Origin of the sequence: Pseudomonas sp. EZ-C24, assembly GCF_014525325.1 — a bacterium.
GTDB lineage: Bacteria > Pseudomonadota > Gammaproteobacteria > Pseudomonadales > Pseudomonadaceae > Aquipseudomonas > Aquipseudomonas shirazensis.
This window is the reverse complement of record NZ_JACDIU010000014.1, coordinates 470220-493185: the sequence shown is the minus strand read 5'-3', so window position 1 is coordinate 493185 and position 22966 is coordinate 470220. Positions and strand designations below refer to the sequence as shown.

At 62.2% G+C, this 22966-nt stretch carries 17 protein-coding genes; 12 read left to right on the top strand and 5 right to left on the bottom strand.

Features of this window, described 5'->3' with window-relative positions; translation table 11 throughout:
- Positions 1-64 precede the first annotated feature (64 nt).
- The 4 genes from IDM28_RS11360 (at position 65) to IDM28_RS11345 (ending at position 5318) form a co-directional block, all read left to right on the top strand.
- Positions 65-1156 (top strand): metal-dependent hydrolase, encoded by a 1092-nt coding sequence (locus tag IDM28_RS11360; protein ID WP_188035956.1) that lies wholly within the window; start codon positions 65-67, stop codon positions 1154-1156.
- On the top strand, positions 1105-1875 hold the full coding sequence (locus IDM28_RS11355; protein ID WP_223175913.1) for a TraX family protein: 771 nt from the start codon (positions 1105-1107) through the stop codon (positions 1873-1875). Before IDM28_RS11360 ends, IDM28_RS11355 begins: the two co-directional genes overlap by 52 nt.
- A gap of 115 nt (positions 1876-1990) precedes the next feature.
- The gene (gene nosP, locus IDM28_RS11350; RefSeq protein ID WP_101319515.1) at positions 1991-3145 is read left to right on the top strand and encodes a nitric oxide-sensing protein NosP; all 1155 of its coding nucleotides are present in this window, start codon (positions 1991-1993) and stop codon (positions 3143-3145) included.
- Positions 3075-5318, top strand: coding sequence for a NahK/ErcS family hybrid sensor histidine kinase/response regulator (locus IDM28_RS11345; RefSeq protein ID WP_150569228.1), 2244 nt, complete (start codon positions 3075-3077; stop codon positions 5316-5318). The genes nosP and IDM28_RS11345 overlap by 71 nt, the downstream gene beginning before the upstream one ends.
- Here IDM28_RS11345 and IDM28_RS11340 read toward each other — a convergent pair.
- Positions 5315-6322: an aldo/keto reductase gene (locus IDM28_RS11340; RefSeq protein WP_188035955.1), complete on the bottom strand. Its 1008-nt coding sequence runs from the start codon at positions 6320-6322 to the stop codon at positions 5315-5317. The genes IDM28_RS11345 and IDM28_RS11340 overlap by 4 nt on opposite strands.
- A 485-nt stretch (positions 6323-6807) precedes the next feature.
- Between IDM28_RS11340 and IDM28_RS11335 the strand changes: the two genes are divergently transcribed.
- From IDM28_RS11335 to aldA, 5 genes are all read left to right on the top strand, one after another.
- On the top strand, positions 6808-7866 hold the full coding sequence (locus IDM28_RS11335; protein ID WP_188035954.1) for a SagB family peptide dehydrogenase: 1059 nt from the start codon (positions 6808-6810) through the stop codon (positions 7864-7866).
- Positions 7867-7885: 19 nt separating this feature from the next.
- Positions 7886-8812, top strand: a complete 927-nt coding sequence (locus tag IDM28_RS11330) for a diiron oxygenase (protein WP_188035953.1) — start codon at positions 7886-7888, stop codon at positions 8810-8812.
- A gap of 53 nt (positions 8813-8865) precedes the next feature.
- A complete protein-coding gene (locus tag IDM28_RS11325) occupies positions 8866-9993 on the top strand; it encodes an MFS transporter (RefSeq protein ID WP_188035952.1) in 1128 nt (375 codons plus the stop codon).
- Between the two features lie 195 nt (positions 9994-10188).
- A complete protein-coding gene (locus IDM28_RS11320; RefSeq protein WP_188035951.1) occupies positions 10189-12381 on the top strand; it encodes a PQQ-dependent dehydrogenase, methanol/ethanol family in 2193 nt (730 codons plus the stop codon).
- A 7-nt stretch (positions 12382-12388) separates the two neighbouring features.
- Positions 12389-13822 carry an aldehyde dehydrogenase gene (aldA, locus tag IDM28_RS11315; protein ID WP_188035950.1) on the top strand — a complete coding sequence of 478 codons (1434 nt, stop codon included), beginning with the start codon at positions 12389-12391 and terminating at the stop codon, positions 13820-13822.
- A gap of 54 nt (positions 13823-13876) precedes the next feature.
- On the opposite strand, the gene IDM28_RS11310 is transcribed toward aldA, so the two are convergent.
- The gene (locus tag IDM28_RS11310; protein WP_188035949.1) at positions 13877-15805 is read right to left on the bottom strand and encodes a sigma-54-dependent Fis family transcriptional regulator; all 1929 of its coding nucleotides are present in this window, start codon (positions 15803-15805) and stop codon (positions 13877-13879) included.
- Positions 15806-15963: 158 nt separating this feature from the next.
- Here IDM28_RS11310 and IDM28_RS11305 point away from each other — a divergent pair, with 158 nt between their 5' ends.
- Positions 15964-16497 (top strand): cupin domain-containing protein, encoded by a 534-nt coding sequence (locus IDM28_RS11305; RefSeq protein ID WP_181106235.1) that lies wholly within the window; start codon positions 15964-15966, stop codon positions 16495-16497.
- Between the two features lie 39 nt (positions 16498-16536).
- Here the strand turns inward: IDM28_RS11305 and IDM28_RS11300 are convergent, their stop codons facing one another.
- Complete coding sequence (locus IDM28_RS11300; RefSeq protein WP_101319503.1) at positions 16537-17865, bottom strand: MFS transporter; 1329 nt, start codon at positions 17863-17865, stop codon at positions 16537-16539.
- A gap of 161 nt (positions 17866-18026) precedes the next feature.
- Between IDM28_RS11300 and IDM28_RS11295 the strand changes: the two genes are divergently transcribed.
- Complete coding sequence (locus IDM28_RS11295) at positions 18027-19124, top strand: sugar diacid recognition domain-containing protein (RefSeq protein ID WP_188035948.1); 1098 nt, start codon at positions 18027-18029, stop codon at positions 19122-19124.
- A gap of 114 nt (positions 19125-19238) precedes the next feature.
- A complete protein-coding gene (locus IDM28_RS11290; protein ID WP_188035947.1) occupies positions 19239-20381 on the top strand; it encodes a glycerate kinase in 1143 nt (380 codons plus the stop codon).
- On the opposite strand, the gene IDM28_RS11285 is transcribed toward IDM28_RS11290, so the two are convergent.
- On the bottom strand, positions 20372-21556 hold the full coding sequence (locus IDM28_RS11285; protein ID WP_188035946.1) for an MFS transporter: 1185 nt from the start codon (positions 21554-21556) through the stop codon (positions 20372-20374). The genes IDM28_RS11290 and IDM28_RS11285 overlap by 10 nt on opposite strands.
- Positions 21547-22782 (bottom strand): 3-deoxy-7-phosphoheptulonate synthase class II, encoded by a 1236-nt coding sequence (locus IDM28_RS11280; protein ID WP_188035945.1) that lies wholly within the window; start codon positions 22780-22782, stop codon positions 21547-21549. Before IDM28_RS11280 ends, IDM28_RS11285 begins: the two co-directional genes overlap by 10 nt.
- Positions 22783-22966 lie beyond the last annotated feature (184 nt).

Sequence of the window (22966 nt, the reverse complement as noted above, 5' to 3'; positions counted from 1 at the left end):
GCGTTTGCACAGTGACCGGCGATGCAGGTAGGTTGCCAACAGACTTTTTGTGGAAACCTGACCTTTGGACTCACTCACTCAAGCGGTGCTCGGCGCAGCGCTGCAAGGCACGGTGCTAGGCCGTATTCAAGGCCGCCGGGCATTGCTCTACGGCGCCGCCCTGGGCACCTTGCCAGACCTCGATGTGATCATCCGCTACGCCGATCCGGTGTCGCAGATGACCTTCCACCGTGGTTTCTCGCATTCATTGTTCGTGCTCACCGGCCTGGCCCTGTTGTTGGCCTGGTTGGTGACCTGGCTTGGCCATAAATACTGGCCGGAGCGCGGCTATCGCTGGCCAAGGCTGTTCGCCGCGTTCTGGCTGGTGCTCATCACGCATCCGGTACTCGATGCCTTCACCGTGTACGGCACCCAGTTGTTCTGGCCGTTGCAACTGATCCCGGAAAGTTGGGCGGCGGTGTTCATCATTGATCCGGTGTACACCTTGCCGCTGTTGTTTACTGTGCTGTTCGCGGCGATTCGCGGCATGCAGGGCAGGGCGATTGCGCTGATGACCTGCGCATTGCTGTTCAGTACGGCCTACCTCGGTTTTGGCCTGGGCGCGCGTATGCATGCCGAGCAGCGCTTTGCGGCTGCTCTGGATCAGCAAGGCGTAGCAGTGACCGAAGTGCGTGCCGTGCCTATCGCCTTTAACAGTCTGGTCTGGCGGGTGATGGCGAAAACCGCGGACGGCCATTACTTCGAGGGCGTCAGCAGCGTGTTCGATCGCGAGCCGCCGGAAATGCTGCGGCATTCGCGCAACCTCGAGGCAGCCAAGCGCCTTGGTGATGACCCACTGCACGCGCGTCTGCGCTGGTTCACGGGAGACTGGCTGCGTTACGACGAGGTCGGTGATGCCTTGGTGGTGACCGACCTGCGCATGGGCATTCCCGGCAACTACACGTTCCGCTTCCAGATGGCCAGCCGCGACAGCACTGGCCAGTGGAGCGTCGGCACGCCAACAGCCTGGTCGGGCACATCGGCCAACTCGATGTTCAACCTGGAAGACCTTGGTCTGATCTGGCGCCGCGTCATTCACCAACAACCGCCGCTGCCGTTGGCGGCATGGACCGCCAAGTACCTGCAGCCAATGGTGAGCAGCGAGTCCGGGCAATAACCGTGCGCTCGGCCGGGCTGGATTTGGTCAAGTGGACGGCGATCGTGACCATGGTCGCCGACCACCTGCGTTACCTATGGCCAGCTGCCGACGGTTTGTTCGTCATCGGCCGGCTGGCATTTCCGTTGTTCTGCCTGGCGTTGGCAATCAACGTCGGGCGCAGCGACCCGACTATGTGGCCCAGCCGCAGCGCGGCGCGCTATCTCGGTTGGCTGCTGGTATTTGGCGTGCTGTCCGAAGGCCCGTACCGCTGGCTGGACACCGGTTCGCAGACGCTAAACGTGATCCCGACCCTGACGCTCGGGTTGTTTCTGGCTTGGGCAATACACCATCGACAGGCGCTGGCCTGCCTGCTCGGCTTGAGCGCTGCGCTGACTGCAGCGCTGTTCAGTGATCACCTGATGTACGGCTTGCCTGGCGTCCTGCTCCCCGCCGCGATACTGATCGCCAGGCGCTACGGCGGCGCCGGCTGGCTGCTGCCGTGTGCGTTGGCGGTCGCGGGCAACGTGACCAACAGTTGGTTACGTGCGCATCCGTTGCAACCCATCGCTCTGGTCATCCTGAGCACCGCAGCAATGTCGTTGCCAATAGGCCTGTGGCTGGCGCGTCAGGAACGCTGGCAGGTACCGCGGGTCGGGCGCTGGGGTTATGCGTTCTATCCGCTGCATCTGGCGCTTATCGCCGGCCTGCAACGTCTGGCCGCAGCCCTTGGTATTTAGCGCGAGGGCCGCGTACAACCAATGCCACCCCGACCCCCTACCCAAGTAGCATTCGGCTGAGCCGCAGGCTTGCCTATCCTGCGGCCATGGCTGTATCTCTCTCGGAATTCGACTTATGAGCGAAGGCGTCTTCAGCGCACTGTCGCGGGCTACCTGTGCTACTCAGGCAGCCGGTGAGCTGGCTGATCAACTGCGGCATGCCGAGCTAGGCTTTGTGCTGTTTTTCTGCTCTGCCGAATACGATCTGCCGGCATTGGCGGCTGCGCTACAGGGGCAATTTCCGGCGGTGGGGCTGGCCGGCTGCACCAGCGCCGGCGAACTGACCCCGGAGGGCTATGCGCGCGGTTGTATCACTGCGGTCGGTTTCGACCGGCGCTACTTCTCTATCGCCGCTGGCCTGGTGGAAGCGGTACCCGGTTTCAGCCTGCTCGACGCGCAGGCGCTGGTTGCCCAGCTGGTCGAAGACTGCCGACGCAACAGCCTGGCACCGATCAAGGCGCACAGCTTTGCCTTGACCCTGTTCGATGGCCTGTCCAGCCGGGAAGAGGTGGTGCTGGCTGCCCTGGCAGCGGCGCTGGGCGATATTCCGCAGTTCGGCGGTTCGGCAGGTGATGACAATCACCTCAGCCGCACACATGTGTATTACAACGGTGCCTTCCACAGCGGTGCGGCGGTTTTGTTGCTGGTCAATACCTGGCTGGAGTTCGAGGTGTTCAGCGCCGATCACATTCAGCCGCGCAGCGAGAAACTGGTGGTGACCCGCGCCGACCGTCAGCTGCGCCGGGTCTATGAGCTGAACGCCGAGCCGGCAGCCGCTGAGTACGCCCAGTTGATCGGTGTACCCGTGGGTGCGCTCGATCATCGGCTGTTTGCGGCGCACCCACTGGCGCTGCGGATCAACCAGAACCACTACGTGCGGGCCATTCAGCAGGTACATGAGGATGGCAGCCTGAGCTTCTACTGCGCGGTGGAGAACGGCATCGTCCTCACCGCAATGCGCCCCGGTCCGCTGCTGGCCAACCTGCAATCGTTGTTCGAGGGCCTGCGCCAGCGCCTCGGGCCGTTGCTGCTGACCATCGGCTGCGACTGCGTACTGCGCCGTCTCGAGCTGGAGAGTGAGGGCGCTGCTGTGGCCGAGGTCAGCGCGTTGTTGCGCAGCCAGCAGGTGCTGGGCTTCAACACCTATGGGGAGCAGTTCAATGGCATGCATATCAACCAGACCTTCACCGGCGTTGCCATCGGACGGCCCCGCGAGCGCATCGCCAGCTGAGCAGATTAGCCAACTGCAACGCGACAACCACAAGCTCAAGCGCATCAATGCAGCGTTGATCGAGCGGCTGGAGTCGGGTGCGGCGCGGCCGGACGATGCCTTTGCCGCGTTCCAGCATTCGGTGGTGTTGGCCGAGCAGGTGCGCGAGCGTACTGATGCCTTGAACCAGGTATTGGTCGAACTCAAGGCCAGCCATCTGTTGCTCAGCGACGCGCACCACCGCGCCGAAACCGCCCACCAGCGGCTGGTAGATGCCATCGAGAGTATTTCCGATGCGTTCGTGCTGTTCGATGCCGACCTGCGCGTGGTGCTGTTCAACCGGCGCTTCAAGGCGCTCTGGGCCAACAGCCGGTTGCGTGTGGCCAGCGGTATGCAGCTGGTCGAGGTGAAACGCCTGATGCACAACCTGCTGCGCGAAGAACCCCGTGCCAGCAGCGACGAGCAACCGTTGTATCGGCTGCGCAACGAGCGCTGGTTGCAGGTCAGCGAACGGCCGACCCGCGATGGCGGCCGGGTGATGCTTTTCACCGACGTCACCCGGGTCAAGCTGCGTGAGAACCACCGCCGCGAGCAGGCCCTGGCGCATAAGTCGTACCTGCTGCAGCGGGCGGTCGACAACCTGTCGCAGGGCCTGGCCATGGTCAACGCCGAGGGCGTGCTTGAACTGTGGAACCGACGCTTTCTCGAGGTCAGCGGCCTGGCACCGATTGCCAGCCATCGGCAGTTTGCCGACGTGATTGCCGACAGCGAGCTGGCCTTGCTGACGCCCGCCAGCCGCGACGACCACGGCCAGCCGCTGCCGGAGTTGGAGCAGCGCCTGTTCGACGGGCGCATGCTGGAAATTCGTACGCATCCATTGCCCACTGGCGGTTTCGTCAACACCTTCACCGATATCACCGAGCGCTACGCCCATGCCGAAGCGCTGCATCAGGCCTATCAGCACCTGGAACTGCGCGTGCATGAGCGCACCGCCGAACTGACCAGCCTCAATCGCCAATTGCTGGGCGAGATTGACCAGCGCCGGCGTATGGAAGCCAGCCTGCGCGATGCCAAGGCCGATGCCGAGCAGGCCACGCTATCGAAAACCAAATTTCTCGCCGCTGTCAGCCATGACCTGTTGCAGCCGCTGAATGCCGCCCGGCTGTTTACCAGTGCCTTGCTCGAACAGCCTGGCGCAGGCCCGTTGATCCATAACGTCAGCAACGCCCTGGATGGCGTCGAGAGCCTGCTCGGCACGCTGGTGGATATCTCCAAGCTCGACGCCGGGGTGATCCGCGCCGATGTCGCCAGTTTTGCCCTGAGCGACCTGCTCGACAACCTCGCGGCCGAGCACGCTACCGTCGCCGCCAGCGAAGGCCTGCGCCTTGACTACGTGCCGAGCCGCTTGCGCGTGCGCAGTGACATGCAGCTATTGGCGCGGATCCTGCGCAACCTGCTCAGCAACGCCGTGCGCTACACCCCCAGCGGGCGGATCGTGCTCGGTTGCAGGCGGCGCGGCGACAAGGTGTTGATCGAGGTGTGGGATACCGGCATCGGCATCGCAGCGGACAAGTGCCGCGAAGTGTTCCAAGAGTTCAAGCGCGGCGAGGCGCAGCGGCCGGATCAGGATCGCGGCCTGGGGCTGGGCCTGGCGATTGTCGACAAGATCGCCGGCATCCTCGGGCACCCCATCCAGCTGCGCTCGGTGCCCGGTAAAGGTTCGGTATTCTCGGTCGAAGTCCCGTGCTGCCAGCGTCCTGTGAGCAAAGGCTCAGTGTTGCAGCAGGACATGCCGCAGCTGCAATCGCTGCAGGATGCGCGGATCTGGGTGCTGGATAACGACGGGGCGATTTGCGCCGGCATGCGCAGCTTGCTCGAACAGTGGGGCTGCAAGGTCACCACGGCGGCCAGTGAAGCGGACCTGCAGCGTCAGGTCGCCCTGCCACGGGCGCGGGTCGACCTGTTGATCGCCGATTATCACCTGGACCATGACCGCACCGGCATCGAGGCGGTAGCGGCGATCAACGCCTGCCGCGACCGGGCCATACCGGTGCTGATGATCACCGCCAATTACAGCAATGAGCTCAAGCAGCAGGTGCGCCTGCTTGGCCACACCCTGATGCACAAACCGGTGCGGCCGATGAAGCTCAAGACCGCGATCAGCCACCTGCTTGGGTCGTCAAGCGGCCGCTAGCGCGGCAGGCGGCCGCTGACAAAGTGGGCTACATCGTTGAAGCCTGGAGTCGAGGCGTGGCCTGGGGTCACCAGCGCATCGATGAAGGCTTCATCTTCGGCGGTGATCTTCACCTGCAGTGCCCCGGCATAGGTGTCCCACTGCGCTTCGGTGCGCGGCCCGACGATCGCCGAGCTGACCAGCCGATTGTTCAGCACCCAGGCAATCGCGAACTCGACGATACCGACGCCTTTGCCCTCGCAGTAGGCCTGGATCTTGCGCGCGATGGTCAGTGACTCCTGACGCCATTCCACCTCCATGATGCGCTTGTCCTGGCGCCCGGCACGGCTACCGGCGTCTGGCTCCGAACCCGGTGCGTACTTGCCGCTGAGCACGCCCCGCGCCAATGGGCTGAACGGCACCACGCCGAGCCCGTGATAACCCGCAGCAGTCAACTGCTCAGGTTCGGCCTGGCGGTTGACGATGTTGTACAGCGGTTGGCTCAAAACCGGCTTGGCCACACCCAGGCGCTCGGCCACGTTGCAGATCTCGGCGATGCGCCAGCCGCGGAAATTGGACACGCCCCAGTAACGGATCTTGCCCTGTTGCAGCAGATCACCGATGGCCCGCACGGTTTCTTCCAGCGGCGCGCTATGGTCTTCGCGGTGCAGGTAGTAGACGTCCAGGTAATCGGTGCCCATGCGCGTCAGGCTGGCTTCGATGGCATTGAACAGATGCTTGCGCGACAGCCCGCTGCGGTTGGGCAAGCCGTCCACTGCACCGAATCCCGCTTTGGAGGCAACCACCCAGTCCTGCCGGTTGCGCGCCACCGCCTCGCCAACGATCTGCTCCGAGCGCCCGCCGTTGTAGACGTCGGCGGTATCGACAAAGTTGACGCCCTGATCCCAGGCCTTGTCGATGATCCGCAGCGAATCCTCGGCGCTGGTCTGCTCGCCGAACATCATGCTGCCCAGGGTCAGGGCTGAAACCTGCAGGCCGCTTTGGCCAAGAGGGCGATAGAGCATGGGGAAGGTCCTTGAGTGGGGAGGGGAATGACCTTTTTTACAGGCAAGCGGTGGGGTTTGAAAGGGCAAAACAGCGGGGTTGTTGCCTGATCCTGCTCTTGTAATTGCTGAAAGCCACTGAGTATAGATTTGTGTGCTCGACGCAGCTACTTGTGGAATAGAACTTCGGCGTGCGAATGCAATTAACTTGCCGATACCATTTTGTATATAAACATCATGACTATTATTTGTGCGCGAGTTCGGAATATTCTTTCAATAGCGTCGGATTTTTTACCCGGCTTATTATCTTGCGAAATCGCCAGTGCAGGACAATACTTCGAGGGTCGCAATAACGCGGCATCACTGGAGATGAAAAATGAAAGAGATCAAACTTGAGTCGGTCAAGCTAATCAATCTCGCCCACTTGGTGAAACGCCAATAAGCGGTCAATCCAGTCAGGTGGGGTGCGGCGTCAAGCTGTACCTCACCCTAACTAGGTCACTAGTATGTTCAATAATGACTGCTTTTATCTGGTGTCCCCGAAAGGGTTGATTTGTTGGAATTACGCTGCGCATAAGCAGTATGAACTGAGTGAAGCTCATGCGACGCGACTGATAGAGCTCACCTACTCTCAAACACGTCTTGATCCTAACAATGCTATCGATCAGGACTTTGTTAGGCTGGAGGTGCTCGCTCCCAATTCGACAGAGCTGGAGGATGAATGGGGATGGGACCCGTTATCCAGAATATTTCATATCGGCACGCGGGATATTCCGCTGGTTGACTGCCCGCTGAACTTGCGTAGCTGGGCGGAGCGTTACTTGCAGCACTGTGATGAGGTCTGGGAGACGGCCCCGCCTGATGAAAATAACACGAGGTACGACCATGCGGGTACAGCCCTGCCCAAACCGCCTAGAGCGCGAGGCATTGAGGCAGTCTTGGAAATGCGTAAGACATCCAGAAATTTCTATGATGAGCCTGTCAGTCTCGCGGAAGTTAGTCAGCTGCTCTATTACTCGCTCGGCTTCATTGGTGCTAAACATAGTATCGAAAATAACGGTCTGCCAGACAGTTTTCGCTATCGGCGTGCCAGTCCTTCTGGAGGTGGGTTAAACGCGACCGAAGGCTACCTTTATGCGGGCAACGTGTCGGGGCTGGCTCGGGGTATTTACTACTACGATCCGCATCAACATTCACTACATCTTCACGCCACCGACTTACCCTCGCTTGGGAGCTTGCTATCTGGGCAACATTTCATTGACACCATTCCAATGGGCGTTTTTTTGACATCACGGCTTGATAAGCTCTGGTGGAAGTATCCGCATTCAAGAGCCTATCGCATGGCGCTTGTAGAGGTAGGGCATGTGGCGCAGACATTTCAGATAGCTGCAACGAACTACGGTTTAGAAACCTGGTTGACGGGTGCGATTACCGAGTCCGCATTGGAGCCGTTACTCGGTCTTCCTAACAAGGCTGAGCAAGTCATGTTTTTCGTAGGCGCTGGGCACAGTGACGGCTTAGCGATGCCTCAGGTATTGAACGAGCTCCTCAATACAGCTAAGTAATCAGCGGAGATCGCTATCCATGAACATCAAAACCTTTCGCGGTCTCAAAGCGTTCCGTACCTGGCAGCATAAAAGCAGCGTGCGTGCTCGGCATCATGATTACGATTTGACAGCTGATGATCTATCCGTTTCATCACCCGAGCATTGGTTTCCAACAACTCTCAGTGCTGCCCTGGCTCTGCCTGAGATTAAATGCTTACCCACCGCGAAACGCTTGAAGGCGCATGTCGCGCACCTTGTGCATTTTTTGGACTACACAACTGACCTCGAAATGACACTTGTGAACCGAGCCGTGTCACTGATGGTGCACGGGCGCATCTCGCGGTACTTCGATGTGGCTGAACGTCAAGCTGTATTGATGCTCTACACCGACGAAGGCTTTCACGCTTTTGTGTCCAGGCAGATGTCCGATCAGGTTTCCCTACACTTTGGAATCAGCCGAAAAAAATCCTCCCGCTGCATTAGAATCCAGCGGTATCTCAACAGATGCCCCGAGAAGTACAGGGCGTTGGCGGTTTTCGTGGTTGCATTCATTTCTGAGACCATCATCACCAAAGAGTTATTGATTGGAACCCAAGGGCGACTGATTGCACCTGTACATTCTATTCTGCAGGACCACTTGCTTGATGAGGCGCGTCACTCATTGTTCTTTACGGACTGCTTCGTCAAGCTGATACCACAGCTTGACGGCTGCGAAAAAAAATTCGTTACTAAAGCATTGGCCGATCTACTCCGGATTTTCTTCAGGCCCGACCAGATGCTTTTGCACTCTATTCTAGGCGTGGACTTGCAGGCGTATGCGCATGCAGTTCATCAACTTGAGTGCTCAGCATTTGAGCGCTTGAGAGTGACAGCTTCTTCGACGCTTCATACCATTCAAGAAACGAAGTTATTGAATGAGCATTGTAATGCCCTGATTTTCAGAGAATTAGGGCTGGTCCCTTGAAGTCTATATCTGCACTGCCTCCCCGATGGCTGCTCGCCTCGTGTTTTTTGTTGATGAGTCTACTGGGTGTCTTCCCGCTGGACGTGATTCTCCCCTCGTTCCCGGCGTTATCCTCTCACTTCTCTGTGCCCACCCCAGATATCGCCTGGTCTATCAGCCTGTTCGCCTTTGGGGCCGCGCTGTCGCAGTGTTGGATCGGACCGCTATCCGATCGCCTTGGTCGTAAACGCCTGTTGTTAGTCGGACTGATAACGGCGGCGTCAGGTGCCGTGGGCTGTATTTATGCCTGGGACTTTTCGTCTTTCATGGTGTTCCGCTTGGTGCAGGCCGCTGGATGCGGTTGCTTTGTACTCAGCCATGCACTGGTTCAGGACCTGTATAGCGAACATCGGCGCAATTCGATGCGGATTTTGCTGACTACCGCCAGCGGTTTGTTTATCTCCCTATCACCGCTGGCAGGCAGTTTTTTGCAACAGTGGCTTGGTTGGCAGGGCAGCTTTCAGGCGTTTGTCGTGCTCGCGGCGTTGGCTGTGTTGCTGTGTAGTCTTTCGCTCACAGACGCTACGCGTCCTGTCGCCCCACGGAGCGGCTATCGCACCTTGTTCAAGGATCGACGCTTCATAAGCTATTCGCTGCTGTCCGCAATGGCATTTGCCTGCCACTTCTCTTTCATTGTCACGTCACCCTTGCTGTTCATGGATCTGCTGGGGATGACCGACTACGCCTTTTCACTGATATTCATTGCTTACGGTGCGGCTTATATCATTGGCGGCGTGGTCGCCAGTGCCTTGAACAAACGCATCGAGGTGAGTGCACAGATCAGACTGGGGCTGCTTTTGATCGGCGTCGCCGGGTTGTCGCTGTTTCTCTGGCTGTACGTGCTGAATCCGACCGTCACCGCAATCATGCTGTCGATGGTGGTCTGCAGTGCCGGTACAACGATTGTGCGCCCGGCCGCGACTACCTGGGCGTTGAGCCTGCACCCTGAGATTGCAGGGACGGCAGCCGCTCTGAATAACACGCTGGTATTTACCGTTGGCGGCTTGTGCAGCGCAGGGGTCGCGCTGGCAGAAGGGGACTTGCTGCGGGCATTAGGGCTGGCATTCGTCCTTGCAGCGCTGATCGGGAGTCTGTTGCTGAGACGTCTTCGCAGCCTACCATCGAAGCCTCTCTCGGGCTGACACACCTGTTCCATTCCTGCGCCACGTGTGCCGAAACTGCGGCGACTCGTAGGCTCGCCGGCTTACGATCGACAGTGGATAAAGCTCTCTACGACGGGGCTTTCAGTGGTATCTCTGGCGCTGGCACAGCCGTTGCTCCTGTTCTTTACGACACGTTCCCTGGGTGTCGCCAATAACAAGAACGGAGATTCCCCGATGACCCAATCAGGTCCGCACCGCCGGCCCATGCCGGGTGCCTTGATGAGAAGCGCAGGTTGCGCCGTCCTGGCGTTGGCTTGCCTGGCCCCGGCGTTTGCCGCCGAGGTCGATGGCAAGCGCATCATCGACGCCGACAAAGAGCCCGGCAACTGGATGAGCCATGGCCGTACCTACGATGAACAGCGCTACAGCCCGCTGAACACCATCAATGACCGCAACGTCAATCAACTGGGCCTGGCCTGGAGCTACAAGCTCGATCTGGACCGCGGCGTCGAGGCCACGCCTATCGTGGTCGACGGCGTGATGTACACCACCGGGCCATTTTCGGTTGTGTATGCCCTGGACGCACGCAACGGCAAGCTGCTGTGGAAGTACGATCCGCAGTCCGATCGCCATCGGGCCGGTGAAGCCTGCTGCGATGCGGTCAACCGTGGCGTAGCCGTGTGGCAGGGCAAGGTCTATGTCGGCGTGCTCGATGGCCGCCTGGAGGCCATCGATGCCAAGACCGGCAAGCGCGTATGGTCGGTCGACACCCGCAGCGACGACAAACGCAGCTACACCATTACCGGCGCGCCGCGTGTGGTCAATGGCAAGGTGGTGATCGGCAACGGCGGCGCCGAGTTTGGCGTGCGTGGCTACGTCACTGCCTATGATGCCGAAACCGGCAAGCAGGCCTGGCGCTTCTTCACCGTGCCTGGCGACCCCAAGCTGCCACCTGAAGACAAGGCGATGGAAATCGCCAGCAAGACCTGGCACGGCGATGCCTTTGTCGAGCAGGGCGGCGGTGGCACGGCGTGGGATTCGTTCGCCTATGACCCAGAACTGAACCTGCTCTATATCGGCGTCGGCAACGGCTCGCTGTGGGATCCGAAATGGCGCAGCCAGGCCAAGGGCGACAACCTGTTCCTGTCGTCTATCGTGGCGGTCAATGCCGATACCGGCGAGTACGCCTGGCACTACCAGACCACGCCGGGCGATGCCTGGGACTTCACGGCCACCCAGCACATGATCCTCGCCGAACTGCCGATCAACGGCAAACAGCGCAAGGTATTGATGCAGGCGCCGAAAAATGGCTTCTTCTATGTACTCGACCGCGCCACCGGCGAGTTGCTCTCGGCGAAGAACATTGTGCCGGTCAACTGGGCCAAGGGCATCGACATGAAGACTGGCCGGCCAATCGTCGATGATGAGGCAGCTGCCTACTGGAAGGACGGCAAGCGCAAGCTGGTGACCCCGGCATTTTGGGGCGCACATGACTGGCACCCGATGTCCTACAACCCCAACACCGGGCTGGTGTACATCCCGGCGCACATCATGTCGGCCTACTACGAGCACATCCCGGAAGCGCCCAAGCGTCACCCGTTCAAGAGCGTGTACCAGCTCGGCCTGCGCACCGGGATGATGCCCGAAGGCCCGGAAGGCCTGCTGGAAATGGCCAAAACCTGGTCAGGCAAGTTGATCGCCTGGGACCCGGTCAAGCAGGCACCTGCCTGGGAAGTGCCGTATATCACCATCTTCAACGGCGGCACCCTGAGCACGGCGGGCAACCTGGTGTTCGAGGGCAGTGCCGATGGCCGGGTGATCGCCTACGCCGCCGACGATGGCAAAAAGCTCTGGGAATCACCGGCTGCCAGCGGCGTGATGGCTGCGCCGATCACGTATTCGGTAGATGGCGAGCAATACGTGACCTTCATGGCCGGCTGGGGCGGGGCGTTCTCGACCTTTGCCGGGGCCTTGTCGCTGCGCGCCGGCGTGCAGCCGTTCGCCCAGGTGCTGACCTACAAAATCGGCGGCAACGCCACCCTGCGTGAGCCACCACCGCCGGCCGACACGCCGAAACCGCCAGCGCTCACTGCTGACGAAAAAACCGTAGCCGCCGGTGCTGCGCTTTATGACGGCAACTGCTCGCAGTGCCATGGCATCCATGCCGTCAGCGGCGGCGTGCTGCCGGACCTGCGCAAGCTCACCGCGGAAAAACACCAGATGTTCCTCGGCATTCTCTATGGCGGGCGCATCCCGGACGGTATGCCTTCGTTCGCCGAAGCGCTCAAGCCTGAGCAGGTCGAACAGGTGCACCAATACCTGATCAAGCGCGCCCACGACCTGCAAAGCGAAGGCAGTGTCTGGCAGCGTTTCAGCGCCAAGCCCGCAGCCGCCACGCCGCTTGCCGACAATACCTCCAAGGAGTGACATGACGATGCCCGATAATCTGTACCAGAACTATATCGACAACGCTTTTGTAGCCAGCGAACAACTGATCGAGGTGTTCAACCCGGCCAACGGCGAGCTGTTGGGGGCGGTGCCGGAGTCACCCATTGAGCAGGTCGAACGCGCGATTGACGCAGCGCGCCGTGCGCAGAAAGGCTGGGCGGCAAAACCTGCCATCGAGCGCGCCGGTTACTTGCGCCAGATTGCCAGCAAGGTGCGGGCCAATGCCGAGCGCCTGGCGCGCATCATCACCCAGGAGCAGGGTAAGGTGCCGGCGTTGGCCCTGGTGGAGGTCAACTTCACTGCCGATTACCTCGACTACATGGCCGAATGGGCGCGCCGCCTGGAGGGCGAGGTGCTGAGCAGTGATCGCGCCAACGAGCACATCTTCCTGCTGCGCAAACCCCTGGGCGTGGTGGCGGGGGTGCTGCCGTGGAATTTCCCGTTCTTCCTGATTGCGCGCAAAATGGCGCCGGCGCTGCTGACCGGCAACACCATCGTGATCAAACCCAGCGAAGAGACACCGATCAACTGCTACGAGTTTGCCCGGCTGGTGGCCGAAACCGATCTACCGCCAGGGGTGTTCAACGTGGTCGGCGGCAAAGGTGCGAGTGTCGGCCACAGCCTCACCAGCCATGCCGGCATTGACCTGGTCAGCTTCACTGGCAGTGTCGCCACCGGGGCGCGGATCATGGCTGCGGCAGCGCCAAACATCACCAAGCTCAACCTCGAACTGGGCGGCAAGGCGCCCGCTATCGTGCTGGCCGACGCCGACCTGGACCTGGCCGTGCGCGCGATCGTTGCCTCGCGGGTGATCAACACCGGGCAGGTGTGCAACTGCGCCGAGCGAGTGTATGTGCAGCGCGCGGTGGCGGATGCCTTCATCGACAAGGTCGCGCAGACGATGGCCGCCACGCGCTATGGCGACCCGTCGCTGCAGGCTGACCTGGACATGGGCCCATTGATCAATCAGGCCGGGCTGGACAAGGTCGCGCAGATGGTGCGCACGGCAGTCGGGCAAGGCGCTCAGGTGATTACCGGCGGGCAGGTGGCTGATCTTGGTGCGGGCTTCCACTATCAACCGACGGTGCTGGCCGGCTGTTCGGCGGACATGGAGATCATGCGCAAGGAGATCTTCGGCCCGGTCCTGCCGATCCAGATCATTGACGATCTGGATGAAGCGATTGTCTTGGCCAACGACAGCGACTATGGCCTGACCTCGTCGCTATATACCCGCGACCTGAACGCCGCACTCAAAGCCAGCCGCGAAATCGATTTTGGCGAGACCTACATCAACCGCGAGAACTTCGAGGCCATGCAGGGTTTCCACGCCGGAGCACGCAAGTCTGGGGTGGGCGGGGCGGATGGCAAGCATGGGCTGTATGAGTACACGCGCACGCAAGTGGTGTATATCCAGGGCTGAGTAACATGGGGGGCAGCACTGGCCGGCACGCTCGTGCAGCGGCCAGTGCTGCGCTCAGTCAGCCTGATTCGGCGGCACGATTGCGTGTCGTTTCATCTTGCGGTACAGAGTCGATCGGGAGATTCCCGCCGCGTCTGCTGCCGCGCTGATATTCCACCGCTCGCGCCGCAGTACATCGAGCAAATGCCGGGCTTCGGCATCCTCGACCTGAGCCTCCAGGCGCAGTGGCTGTGCAAGGACCGGCGTCCGCGGCGCACTCGCCAGCAGCTCCTCCGGCAGACAATTCAGGCTTATCACCCCATTCTCCGCCAGCGCGGCTGCGTAGCGCAGCGCGTTCAGCAATTGGCGCACGTTGCCAGGCCAAGGGTGGCCCAGCAGGCAGCGGTGAGCCTCGGCGTCCAGCTGCAGCCCTTGCGCTTCGGGCAGCCGTCGCAGCAGGTGCTCGGTCAACTCAGCGCGATCGCTGCGCTGGCGTAGCGCCGGCAGGCTCATGCGCATGCCGCACAAACGGTAAAAGAGGTCTTCACGGAAGCGTTTGTCAGCAATCATGCTGGCCAGATCCTGGTGGGTCGCCGACACCACCTGAATATCCAACGCCACTGGCGCTTCGGCCCCCAGGGGTTGCAGCTCACGCTCGGCCAGCACCCGCAGCAAGCGAGTTTGCAGGTGTGCAGGCATGTCGCCGATCTCATCGAGGAACAGCGTGCCACCATTGGCCAGCTCCAGCTTGCCCTTCATGCCTTTGCGGTTGGCGCCGGTGAAGCTGCCGCTGCGGTAGCCAAACAGCTCGCTTTCAATCAACGACTCGGGGATCGCCGCGCAATTGAGTGCAACGAACGGCCCGGCCTGACGGCGACTGGCCTGGTGCACGGCGCGGGCAAAGGCCTCTTTGCCGGTGCCGGTTTCACCGGTGATGAGGATACAGATGTCCTTGTCCAGCACCTTGCGCAGACGCTGCACGCTTTGCTGCAACTGGCTGTCGCCGCCGGCAAGTTGCTCAAGTGTCGGATGGCGGGCTGTAGTTGGGGCCGGCGCCACAGGCTTGGCGCGCAGCCCGTAGCCAGCCGGCACACGCAAACCGACTTCGATGATCAGCTCGCTGCCAGGCTCGCGCAGTTGGGTGCCGCAAGCGCCGCCACGGGTGAGCATCAGCAGCTCATCGACAGTGGCGGGCAGCAACTGCTCGATGCGCAAGCCCAGCAGGGCGCCAGGCTGGGCCATGAATGCAGCCCGGTTGGCGCCGATCACCCGGCCGCCTTCATCCAGCGCCAATAGCTGCTCATTGGCCAGATCGGTGATGTCGTCGCGAGGCTTGAGGGCCAGGGTCAGACGGTCGCGGTAACGTTGGCGGAAATGGGTGTTCTCGATCAGCCGCGCGTACAGCGTAACCAGGTGCAGGGTCAGGTGCTGCGCCTGTTTTGGCCCATCGTTGAACAGGCAGGTTGCGTTGAGGCAGCCAAGCAACTGATTCTGCGCATCGAAGATCGGTGACACCGAGCAGCTCAGGCGGGCGTTGGCGGCAAGAAAATGCTCCTGGCGGTGGATGGTCAGCGCCTGACCCGACGCCAGCGCGGTGCCGATGCCATTGGTGCCAGCGATCGATTCGTCCCAGCGCGCGCCGACAATCAGCCCAGCGCGTGAATAACGGTCGTGATCGGCTGGCAGGCGCGCATCCAGAGTAATGCCGTCGGCATCGCTGAGCAGCACGGCGAAGCCAGCATCGACCACCCTTCGGGCCAGGCCGTTGACGCCTTGCCCGGCGATGCTCAGGTAGGCCTCGTGCTGAGCCTGATGCTGGCGAATCTCGGCGGCGCTGAGGATATTGTCGACATGGCGCAGGCCTGGGTCGAGGTGGTGCTGATTGATGCTGCGAAACCACGATTCGGCGATCACCGCTTCCGGCGCGAGGCCGCGCTCGGCGAAGTGGCAGTCGATAAACGCAGCCAGTTCCCTGGCGCGGGTGTCGGTGGCAGGCGCGGTCATGGGCGCTCCCCGTGCTGTTATTGTCGTGGGCCGGTTCGAAGTGCCGGTCAGACTGCAACCATAGCGCAAAAGCCTGAGGCAGTGAGCGCCTGCTTGAAATGGAACGCCTGACGGCATTCAAGCTTCTCAACAGAATACAAGCCTGTGAGGGGCAGATCATGGACCAGCAGCAATCTATCGCGCCGCGGCCGGTTGAGCCGCGCCAGCTACGTTTTGCCGACGACGGCTCGACGCCAAACAGCGTGTTGCCAGTGTTGCTTTATGCGATGCAGTGGCCGCACGGCACGGACCGAGCGGCGGCCTTTGAGGCGCTGTTCGAGGTGCACGGGTGGCCTGCGCTATGGCGAGATGGGGTGTTTCCCTATCACCACTTCCATCCCAACGCCCACGAGGTGCTTGGCGTAGCGCAGGGTGAAGCGCGGCTGACCCTGGGTGGGACCGCCGGGCAGACCATCAGCGTCAAAGCGGGAGACGTGCTGGTGCTGCCGGCGGGCACCGGCCATCGCTGCATGACCTGCAGTGAGGACTTTGTCGTGGTTGGTGGTTACCCGCGGGGGCAGGAAGACTACGAGGTCGAGCGGCCCAACGCCCGTGGCCACGCGCAGGCGGTAGCGCGGATTGCCAAGGTGGCGTTGCCGAAGCTGGACCCGGTGCTGGGCAAGGAGGGCGGGGTAGTAAAGTTGTGGCGGTGAGGTGTTGCCGGGCGCCAGGCCCGGCAACTGTCAGCCGTTTCAATCGGCGCGGGCGCTGCTCAAGGCGCCTGCACGGGTGACGCGCAGGGCCACCAGGCTGCCGATCACGATCAGCCCGGCCAGCGAGTACAGTGCAGCATCGGTGGAACCAGTCTGATCCTTGATGAAGCCCACCAGATACGGGCTGAGGAAGCCCGCCATCTGCCCGACCGAGTTGATGATCGCCAGGCCAGCCACCGCAGTGGCAGCACTGAGCAAGGCAGTCGGCATCGGCCAAAACATCGGCAAACCGGTGAGGGCGCCCATAGTCGCGATCGACAGACCCAGAATGGCAATCGGCGGATGGCCGGCAAAGTTGACCGCGATCAGCAGGCCGATCGCGCCCATCAGCATCGGCACCACAAGGTGCCAGCGGCGCTCGTTGCGCAGGTCAGCCGAACGGCCTACCAGAATCATGAACACGCCGGCCAACAGGTACGGGATCGCGCTCAACCAGCCAATCAGCAGTGGGTTGTCAAAGCCCATGCTCTTGATGATCGACGGCAGCCAGAAGTTGATCGCGTACACGCCGCTCTGGATGCAGAAGTAGATGAAGCCAAAGGTCCAGATCAGCGGATTGGTCAGCACCGACAGCACGCTGTCACCGCTGGTGACCGGCTTGCGTGCTGCATCAGCGGTAAGGTCCGTTTCGATGATCTGCCGCTCGGCCGGGCTGAGCCACGGCGCTTTCTGGTAACCGTCGCTGAGCAGCTTGATCGCCAGTACGCCCAGCACCACCGTCGGCAGGCCCTGGATCAGGAACATCCACTGCCAGCCGGCCAAACCGTGCTGGCCAGCGGCAAAGTGCTGCAGAATCCAGCCCGAAAATGGCCCGCCAAGCAGCCCCGAGACCGGAATCGCCGACATGAACAGGGCCATGATCCGCCCGCGTCGATCCGCGGGGAACCAGCGCGAGAGGTACAGCACCACGCCCGGGAAGAAGCCGGCTTCGGCGGCGCCGGTGAGCAGGCGCAGAGCGTAGAACTCGGTCGGTGTGGTGACGAACATCAAGCAGGTCGACAGGCTGCCCCAGGCGATCATCATCAAGGCGATCCAGCGCCGTGGCCCGAAGCGGTTCAGCGCCAGGTTGCTGGGCAGGCCGCAGAGCACGTAGCCGATGAAGAAAATCCCGGCGCCGAGGCCATAGACGGTTTCGCTGAACTTCAGTGCATCGAGCATCTGCAGCTTGGCAAAACCAACGTTGACGCGGTCGAGGTAGTTGAACAGGTAGCAGATGAAAATGAATGGAATCAGCCGCAGTGTGATGCGCCGGTACAGCGCATTGCGGGTGCTATCGTGGCCTTGGTCAGGGGCAGAGCTGTGTGCCATGATCGGGATCTCTGTTGTTATGATTGTTACCGCGTCGCCTGTTTCGGCGCTCGCCTGACGAGTCTCGGCGAGCGCAGCGCGGCTGTCTTTGTGCTTATGCACTGGTGTCAGCGCTGGCCGCTGTGCTGCGGCCCAAATCCTATCACTGCAAGGACCGTTGAATGTTCGAACTGGACCATGACCTGGCGCAGGATATCGTCGACCGGGCGATGGCCATCCTGCCGTGCAACGTCAACGTCATGGACAGCCAGGGCCTGATCCTCGGCAGCGGTGAAGCAGAGCGCATCAACACCCGCCATGAAGGTGCCCAGTTGGTATTGGCCAATGGCCGGATCGTCGAGCTCGATAATGACGCGGCCAAGTGCCTCAAGGGCGTGCAGCCCGGCGTCAACCTGCCGCTGATGCTCGATGGCCGCTTGATCGGCGTGCTCGGCCTGACCGGTGATCCGCAGCAATTGCGCACCTACGGCGAGCTGGTGCGGATGACCGCCGAAATGCTCCTGGCCCAGCGTCACCTGCAAGTCGAGCAACAATGGCGACGCCAGCGCTGTGATGACTTGCTGGCATTGTTGCTGGGCAGTAGTGGTGATTCGACGCGTTTGCTCGACGAGGCCCAGCAACTTGGCCTCAAGCCTCAATTGGCACGGGTGCCGTGCCTGTTCGAGCTGGAGTCCGGACCGCCCGCAGAAGCCTTGGCCACCTGGCTGATGAGCCGTTACCCGGATGGCTGGTGCGTCAGCCCGGCCCGTCAGTCGCTGTTGTGGTGTCGGCCGGCAGCGGTCGCGCTGGATGAACAGCGTCTGCTCGAACGGTTGCAGCGCCATGGCTGGCACGTCCAGCGCCTGGCCGTGGGCCCGGCAGCGCAAAGCCTTGAGCAATTGCGACGCGGCTACCGGCGGGTGCGTGATTTGCTTGCCTATGGGCGCGAAGTGCTGCCTGCCGAGCGCTTGCTGAACCTGACCCGCTACCGCTTGCCAGCACTGCTGTGGCGTCACCGCAACGACGACGCGCTGGATGAATTGCTCGAGCCCTTGCTGCGCATTCGTAGCAAGGACGCCAGCGGCCAGTTGCTCAATACCTTGCGCGCCTGGTGCGCCCATGATGGCCAGAGCCAGGCCTGTGCCGATGCCTTGGGCATCCACCGCAACAGCCTGCGCTATCGCCTGGAACGTATCGCCGAGCTGGGCGAAGTCGACCCACAGCGGCTGGACGGCATGTTGACCCTGTATCTGGGCTTGCAGCTGTTGCCCGCCGACTGAGCTGAGTGGCAAAGGCGTTTGCCCAAACAACGGCGCCGGGCTTTTGTGCATCTGACCGAGGCCTGCGGATGACGCAACTGTCAGCATCGCTGCAACAGGATCAGGAGAATCCCCATGAAAATTGTCATCGCCCCCGATTCGTTCAAGGACAGTCTCGACGCTGCTGCCGTCGCCCAGGCCATTGCGCGCGGGGTGGCCGAGGTGTGGACGGAGGCCGAACTGGTTGAGTGTCCGATGGCCGATGGCGGCGAAGGCACGCTGCAGGCGATTGTCGCGGCCAGCCACGGTGAGCTGCGCCGGCAAGCGGTGCGCGGGCCGCTGGGGCAGACGGTCGAGGCCAGTTGGGGCTGGCTCGCCGAGAGCCACACGGCAATCATCGAAATGGCCGAAGCCAGCGGCCTGCAGTTGGTCGCCGGCGAGCAACGCGACGCCTGTCGTAGCAGCACCTGGGGCACCGGCGAATTGATCGGCGCGGCATTGACCGCGGGGGCCCAACGCATCGTCCTGGCGATTGGCGGCAGTGCCACCAACGACGGCGGCAGCGGCATGCTCCGCGCACTTGGCTTGCGTTTGCTCGACGCCGATGGCCAGGCGCTGGCCGAAGGCGGCCTGGCCTTGACGCAACTGGCCCGGATCGACGCCAGTGAGCTTGATCCGCGCCTGGCTGAGGTGCAGGTCGAAGTCGCTGCAGACGTCGACAACCCACTGTGTGGTCCGAATGGCGCCTCGGCGATTTTTGGTCCGCAAAAAGGCGCCAGCCCTGAGCAGGTGACAGCGCTGGATCTCGCCCTTGGCCATTTTGCCGACCATTGCGCGCAACTGCTGGGTAATGACCTCAGGGAGTCGCCCGGTAGCGGCGCTGCCGGCGGCATGGGCTTTGCGGCCAAGGCATTCATGGACGCGCGTTTCCGCGCGGGAGTGGAGGTGGTCGCCGAGCTGGCCGGGCTGGATGCACTGGTGCAGGGCGCCGATCTGGTCATCACCGGCGAAGGCCGCTTTGACGCGCAGACCTTGCGCGGCAAAACGCCCATGGGCGTGGCCAGGGTTGCCAAACGTCATGGTGTGCCGGTGGTGGTGCTGGCCGGCACCCTGGGCGAGGGTTACCAGCAACTGTACGCCCATGGCATCGATGCCGCGTTTGCGCTGGCCAGTGGGCCGATGACCTTGGCTCAGGCGTGCAGCGAAGCGCCGGCACTGCTGCAGGCGCGCGCCAGCGATGTTGCCCGGCTGTGGCAGTGCGCCAAGGCTCAGCGCTGAGTTTCAGCTTCATAGGGCACATCGGCAGGCGTCTGGCTGAGTAGCACAGCAATTGCCAACAGCCCGGCGCCAACGCCTGCCAGCGGCAACCACGCCAGGCCGAGCTGACCGATCAAAAGGCCACCAAGCCCGCCGCCGAGCGCTGTGCCGAGGTTGAACGCAGCAATGTTCAACCCCGAGGCCACGCCGCTGGCGTGCGGCGCCACGCTTTTGGCCAGGTTGAGCAGGCGCAACGTGGACAGCGTGACGATGGCGAAGAACACTGCCCCCAGCACCCCGACCAGGCCGAGCACGGCCCATGGCGACTGCCTGAACACATACAGCAGCATCAGTGTGACCACCAGCATGAGCAGGGCCAGCAACAGGCAGCGGTTTATCGCAAAGCGGTCGCCGGCATATCCGCCAACCAGATTGCCAGCAATCGTGCAGGCGCCAAACAGCAGCATGCCCGCACTCAACAAACGTGGCCCGGCCTGGCTCACCTCCAGCAGGTACGGCGACACGTAACTGAAAAAGCTGAACACCGCGACGCTGACCAGCATGGACACCGCGGCAACCGACAACAACGGCCGCAGTAGCACGGCGCGCAGGCCGCTCAGCCCCGCGCCAGGCTGAGCATCCGCCGCACCAGCCTGAACCGGCATCCAGCGCAGCAAGCCGATCAAGCTCAAACAAGCGAGCAGCGCCAGCGCGACAAATATCACCCGCCACGACCAGAAGCTGCCCAGCAGCGTGCCCAGCGGTACCCCGAGTGCCAACGACACCGTCAAGCCCATCCATACCACCGACAATGCCCGCCCAGCCTGTGCGGGTGCTACCAGCTTGACTGCGACACTGGCCGCTAGCGCCATGAACACGCCGTGGGCCAGGCCAATCCCAAAGCGCACCAGGTGCAAGGTCAACACCTGCTCGACGCTTGCCAGCAGCAGGCTTCCCACCCCCAGCACTGCTACCGTCAGCAGCATCAGCGAGCGGTCACGCCAGCTCGCCAGCGCCGCAGTCAGCAACGGTGCGCCGATGGCGGCGCCCAACGCGTACGCCGCAATCGCCGCGCCCACCGCAGCGACTGAACTGCTCAGATCGCCCGCCATTGCCGAAACCAGACCGGCGACCACGAACTCAGACAAGCCGAAGGCAAAGGTGCACAGCGAAAACACGTATATGGCTAACGGCATGGCGGCATCCGGCTCAAGTGCTGGGCCAAGGCCAACGCCTGTTCGCCATTCAGGCGTGGATCCACCTTGCTCAGATAGCGGCGGTGCAGATCCTCCGGCTGCAGGTGGCCTGGGCCGCCGAGGCACTCGGTCACGGGTTCAGCGGTCAGTTCCAGGTGCAGCCCGCCGAGGACCGAGCCATGCCAGGCATGCACGGCGAAGGCCGACTCTATCTCCGCCAGGATGTCATCGAAGGCGCGGGTCTTGGTGCCGCAGGGCAGGGTGCGGGTATTGCCGTGCATGGGGTCGCACAGCCACAACACCCGCGCGCCAGCGTGCTCTACTGCGTCGATCAGCGGCCCGAGGTGCTGTTCCAGCAGCGCCGCACCCATGCGGTGGATCAGCGTCAGCCGGCCCGGCTGGTTGTGCGGGTTAAGCTGTTCGATCAGCTGCAGCAGTGCGCTGGCCGAGGTTTCGGCGCCGACCTTGACCGCCACCGGGTTGCTCACCCCACGCAGGTATTCGACATGGGCGCCATCGGGCTGGGCGGTGCGCAGGCCAATCCACGGCAGGTGGGTGGACTGGTTGAACCAGCAGCCATCGTCCTGTTGCCGGGTCAACGCCTGCTCGTATTCCAGCAGCAAGGCTTCGTGGGAGATGAACAGCGCTTGATCGCACGGGCCATCGCTGTCCATGAAACCCTGCAGGGTGCGGATGTCGCGCAAGGTCGCGGCCGAGTGAGCATAGGCTGCAAGCAAGCGCTGCGGATCTGCCCGCCGCGCTGCTGCGCTGAACTCGGCCTGGTTGACGATATCGCCGCGATACACCGGCAGACTCAGGCCATCGCGGGTTTCGATATCACTGGAACGTGGCTTGGCGTATTGCCCGGCCAGGCGGCCGATCTTGATCACTGGCCGCTGTACACCCCGCGTCAGCAGCTGGCTCATCTGCTGCATCAGCTGCAGAAAGTGATTCAGCGCGGCCTGATCGGTCTGGGTGAAGTCTTCGGCGCAATCACCGCCTTGCAAGACAAACGCACGGCCCTGCTGGGCCTGGGCCAGCAAGCCCGTAAGCAGGCTGATCGACTGCCGACTGACCAGCGCGGGGGTCTGGCGCAAGCTCGCCAGCGCCTGCTCGAGGGCAGGTTGGTCGTGATACAGCGGTTGCTGCGCAGCGCTGCGGTCGCGCCAGGAATTGAGGCTCCAGGCCAGTGGGCCGTCGAGCACGTTGGCGGCTTGGGTCAGCATGATCGGTGTCGCTCCCTGAGTGTCGTCGTTCGCCCTGCACCTGCTGCAAGGAGCGGCGATAGTGCGCAGCGACGACAGCTCGAGGGAAATACAATAAAGGTCTCAATCTGATATGCGCAGTTGCCCCAGAGCGTACGGGGACGGGGAGCAGGCGGCAGCCGCTGATATGGGCTAAATCGTTGTA